The following is a 4,236-nucleotide window of genomic DNA, read 5'->3' on the forward strand; positions in this document are numbered from 1 at the left end:
CTGTAGGACCGTCCGCTGCCGATATTGATCGCGTGGCCGGCTGCCTGGCGTTGCTCCAGCGCCAGGCGGAAAGCGCGGGCGACATCGCGCACATGGACGAAGTCGCGCTTTTGCTCGCCGTCCTCGAAGATCATCGGCCGCTTGCCGTTGGCGAGCCGCGAAGCGAAGTTGGCAAGCACGCCGGTGTAGGGATTTGCGAGCGCTTGACCGGCGCCGAAGACGTTGAACAGGCGCAATGCCACCGCATCCACGTCATAAGCCTGACCGAAGATCAGCACCGCGCGTTCCTGCGCATATTTGGTCAGCGCGTAGATCGAAGCGAGGTCAGGACGTTTCTCCTCGTCGGTCGGAATCGGCGACAGCGCTTCGCCGGCAGCCGACAGCGGGTCCCATTGGCCGATCCTGATGTCGCTTGGCTTGCGATGGGCATCGTCGATACGCCGCCCGTCTGGTGTCTTGTAGAGGCCTTCGCCGTAGATGCTCATCGACGATGCGACGACAATGCGTTCGACTGGTTTCTTGATCAACGCCTCGAGCAGGGTCGCGGTGCCGAGATCGTTGGTGCCGACATATCGGGCGATCTCGTACATGGATTGGCCGACGCCGACCTCGGCAGCGAGGTGGATGACGGTGTCGACATCCGCTACCGCGTCGGCGACCGCGTCTCGATCACGTACATCTCCCCGTATCAGCTCGGCGCCAGCTGGAATGCTGACGGCTTCATTGCCGTGCACTTGGTCCAAGAGTGCGTCCAGGACACGGACCTCGTAGCCATGCTCGATGAGTTCCTGGGCGACATGCCGGCCAATGAAACCGCAGCCTCCCGTAACCAGGACACGTTTCACGAGAACTCCTTGCCGAGTTAGCGTTGGGGCCGATTTAGCGTTGGGGCCGATTTAGCGTTGGGCTCCCGAACTTCGGGACAAAAGGTTTGTTCCCTGCTTCATCAAAGTTCCCTCCGTGGCGAAGCTGTCGGCGGGTCGCCCGCATGCCTGGGAACATTGCCCTTTGCGCGCTGTTAGGGCCGCTCACCGACGTGCGGCGAGAAAGGGAATGCCATGTCTGAAGCGAAGACGACCACCAATCACGACGAAATTCGCAAATGGGTTGAGGAGAGGGACGGCCATCCCGCCGTGGTTCGCACCAAGGGCGAGGGCGGCATCCTGCGCATCGACTTCGGCGAGCCGGAGGAAGCGCTCGAACCGATCGAGTGGGATGAGTTCTTCCGGATCTTCGACGAGAACGACCTTGCCTTCCTCCATCAGGACAAGGCCGGGAGCGGAGGAAAGAGCCGCTTCAACAAATTTGTCGAGCGGAGCGGGAATGGTTGACGCGGGCGGCGGCAGGTAACCAGCAACGAACGCACGCAAGCGGCCCGACCGGCGGAGGCTGCCGCGCCGCCCCGGTTGCCTCAATCCAATGGCTTGTCGGTTGGGCGCGGGGTGGTTCCGGCCTCGCGCTTGCGACCGGCATTGCGATTGGCAACCTTACTGTCGAGCGGTGATGTCGACTGTTCCTCGGCGGCGCCGGCTGTTTTGGGAACTGCCGGTCTCGCGCCGGCGTCGCTATCCATGGCATCGCGGTCAGGACGCGGAAGGCCTTCGGCGTTCGGTGACCTGGTGGCCGGCCGAGATGTGTTTTTCAGTTGAGCCATTTGATACCTCCTTAGCTGATCGCAACGACAGGGCGCCCGGGCGAGTTCCGGGCAAAGACGTGGTCACCCGTGAGGGCGCATCACGACCTTGATGCAGCCGTCCTGCTTGTCGCGGAACTTCCTGTAGAGGTCGGGTCCGGCCTCGAGCCCGGCGCGGTGGGTGATCACGAAGGACGGGTCGATGTCGCCGCTTTGGACCTTGTGCAGGAGAGGCTCGAGATAGCGTTGCGTGTGGGTTTGTCCCATGCGGAACGTCAGCCCCTTGTTCATCGCTGCGCCGAACGGGATGTGGTCGACAAGGCCGATATAGACGCCGGGCACCGAAATGGTGCCTCCCTTGCGACAGCAATAGATCGCCTCGCGCAGCACATGCGGCCGGTCGGTGCCAAGATAGACACTCGCCTTGACCTTATCGAGCATGGAATCCGGGGTGGCGCTGGCATCGGCTTCGGTGCCGACACAGTCGATGCAACTGTCCGGGCCGCGACCGTTGGTCATGGCCATCAGGGCATCGTAGATATTCACGTTGCTGAAATGGAGGGTCTCGGCCTTGCCGTAGTCGCGCGCCATAGCGAGCCGCTCCGGCACCTTGTCGATGGCGATCACGCGACCGGCGCCAAGCATCCAGGCGCTCTGGATCGCGAACTGGCCGACCGGCCCGCAGCCCCAGATGGCGACGGTGTCGCCCTCCTGGATGCCGGCGTTCTCCGCCGCCATATAGCCGGTCGGGAAGATGTCGGAGAGGAACAGGACCTGTTCGTCGTCCATGCCGTCCGGCACCTTGATCGGGCCGACATCGGCAAAAGGCACGCGCAAATACTCGGCTTGCCCGCCCCAATAGCCACCGACCAGATGCGAATAGCCGAACAGGCCCGCGGGCGACTGGCCCATGACCTTGGCGGCCTGGTCGGCATTGGGATTCGACCGGTCGCAGAGTGAAAACAGGCCGTTCTGGCAAAACCAGCATTCGCCGCATGAGATATTGAAGGGAACGACGACGCGATCGCCCTTCTTGAACTTGCTGTGGCCACGGCCGACCTCCACCACTTCGCCCATGGTCTCATGGCCCAGCACGTCGCCCGATTTCATCGTCGGCATATAGCCGTCCATCAGATGCAGGTCCGAACCGCAAATGGCGCAGCAGGTAACCCTGATGATGATGTCGCGGTCGTCCTCGATCGCGGGATCGGCGACCGCGTCGCACCGGATATCGCCCTTGCCGTGCCATGTCAGCGCTTTCATCGTGCCGTTCCTGTCGATTGGAGGAGTGAGTGCATCGAACTTGCGCCCGGCTGGAATGTTCCCCGGGCGGCCTTTCTCCTGAGTCCCGATTTCGGTGCCCATCATGTCGGCGCGCTCGAAGAAGCGGGTCTGCGTCGCGCCGGGCATCAGCACTGTCACGGTCACACCGCTGTCCTCCAATTCATGGCGCAGCGCGATTGCGAATGAATCGATGAAGGCCTTGGTGCCGTTGTAGACCGCTTGGAAGGTGCCGGGCATGAAGCCGGCGATGGAGCCCGTGAACAGGATCCGGCCGCGGCCACGCCGGACCATCTGCCGGCCGAGCCGATGTGCCGGATAGACCGTGCCGGTGATGTTCGTGTCGATGACGCGGCGCGCCTTGGGCCAGTCCTGATCGACGAAGCCCCGGCCCAGGCCTCGTCCCGCGTTGAGGAACAGAAGGTCAATAGCGCGGTCACCAATCCTCGCGATCAGTTGATTGGCCCCTTACTCGGTCGCGAGGTCGGCTTCTACCGCCTCGACTGCAACGTGGTGAGATTGCAGCGCCTCGGCAGCCTGCTCTATCGCCGGCTCGTCGGCCACGATCACCAGTTCGTAGCCATCTCTCGCGCATATTTCGCCAGTTCCTTGCCGATGCCGCTGGAAGCGCCGGTCACCACGGCGAGCTTTCCGTTTCCATTTCGTTCTCCGACCGTGCGAGTGTGGTCCGGCCGAACATGCGCAGAGTGCGATTGTTCCGTTCGAATTCTTGGGACTCGGCAACGCGCGGCAAACGAGGCTTGGCGAGACGGAACCAATTCGGGGCACGGCTGTTCCGCCGTCAATGTGGAGCGACAACCATGGGCATCTTTTCCGATCTGGATAAGAAACTTACCGACAACCTCTATGAGCATGGCAGCCAGCTGACCGATCCCAGCGCTGATCTGCCCCGTCGGGTCAAGGAGAGGGTCGATCTGCTCATGCCGTTCATCCAGCCGGAGGCGCGTGAGGCGGTGAGGCTGCAAATCCTCGGCATCATTCACGAGCACATATTAGATGAGACCGAGATTGGGCCTGGAGAGCCAGCGGCCAAGGAATGAGAGAAGCTGGCTGGACGCGTCATCGATTTCCGGCCGCCCTCAAGCGGCAGCGCCGAACGGAGCCAGGCGCTAGCTGATATCTATGATTTTTCGCTTCTTGGGCGTCCGGCCCGGCCTAGCCGCGGGAGGAGGCGACTTTGCCGCCGGTGCCGCGGCCAAGCGCTGCTCGCGTAGTCGCGCCGTCTTTGCCTGGCGCGCCAGTCGTTCCGTCTCAAGCAGTTCGCGCGCCGCATTCGAGGTGCGCTCACGCCTGTCCTTGTC

General features: G+C 62.8%; 5 protein-coding genes and 1 pseudogene. 2 read left to right on the plus strand and 4 right to left on the minus strand.

Going from position 1 to position 4,236, the window contains the following annotated elements; genetic code table 11:
• Positions 1-845 (minus strand): SDR family NAD(P)-dependent oxidoreductase (locus EOA75_RS29725; RefSeq protein WP_127325817.1); only part of this gene is annotated, 845 nt, incomplete at its 3' end.
• Between the two features lie 213 nt (positions 846-1,058).
• Between EOA75_RS29725 and EOA75_RS29730 the strand changes: the two genes are divergently transcribed.
• Complete coding sequence (locus EOA75_RS29730) at positions 1,059-1,331, plus strand: hypothetical protein (protein WP_095779479.1); 273 nt, start codon at positions 1,059-1,061, stop codon at positions 1,329-1,331.
• A 386-nt stretch (positions 1,332-1,717) separates the two neighbouring features.
• Here the strand turns inward: EOA75_RS29730 and EOA75_RS29735 are convergent, their stop codons facing one another.
• Positions 1,718-2,896, minus strand: coding sequence for a zinc-dependent alcohol dehydrogenase (locus EOA75_RS29735; protein WP_127325818.1), 1,179 nt, complete (start codon positions 2,894-2,896; stop codon positions 1,718-1,720).
• Between the two features lie 72 nt (positions 2,897-2,968).
• Positions 2,969-3,555: pseudogene (locus EOA75_RS29740) on the minus strand (SDR family NAD(P)-dependent oxidoreductase); the annotation flags it as partial.
• A 180-nt stretch (positions 3,556-3,735) separates the two neighbouring features.
• Between EOA75_RS29740 and EOA75_RS29745 the strand changes: the two are divergent.
• A complete protein-coding gene (locus tag EOA75_RS29745) occupies positions 3,736-3,975 on the plus strand; it encodes a hypothetical protein (RefSeq protein ID WP_095779478.1) in 240 nt (79 codons plus the stop codon).
• A 69-nt stretch (positions 3,976-4,044) separates the two neighbouring features.
• On the opposite strand, the gene EOA75_RS34605 is transcribed toward EOA75_RS29745, so the two are convergent.
• Positions 4,045-4,236 (minus strand): hypothetical protein (locus EOA75_RS34605; RefSeq protein WP_206517061.1); only part of this gene is annotated, 192 nt, incomplete at its 5' end.

The sequence above is a fragment of the Mesorhizobium sp. M1A.F.Ca.IN.022.07.1.1 genome (genome assembly GCF_003997575.1).
In the GTDB taxonomy this organism is placed as follows: domain Bacteria; phylum Pseudomonadota; class Alphaproteobacteria; order Rhizobiales; family Rhizobiaceae; genus Mesorhizobium.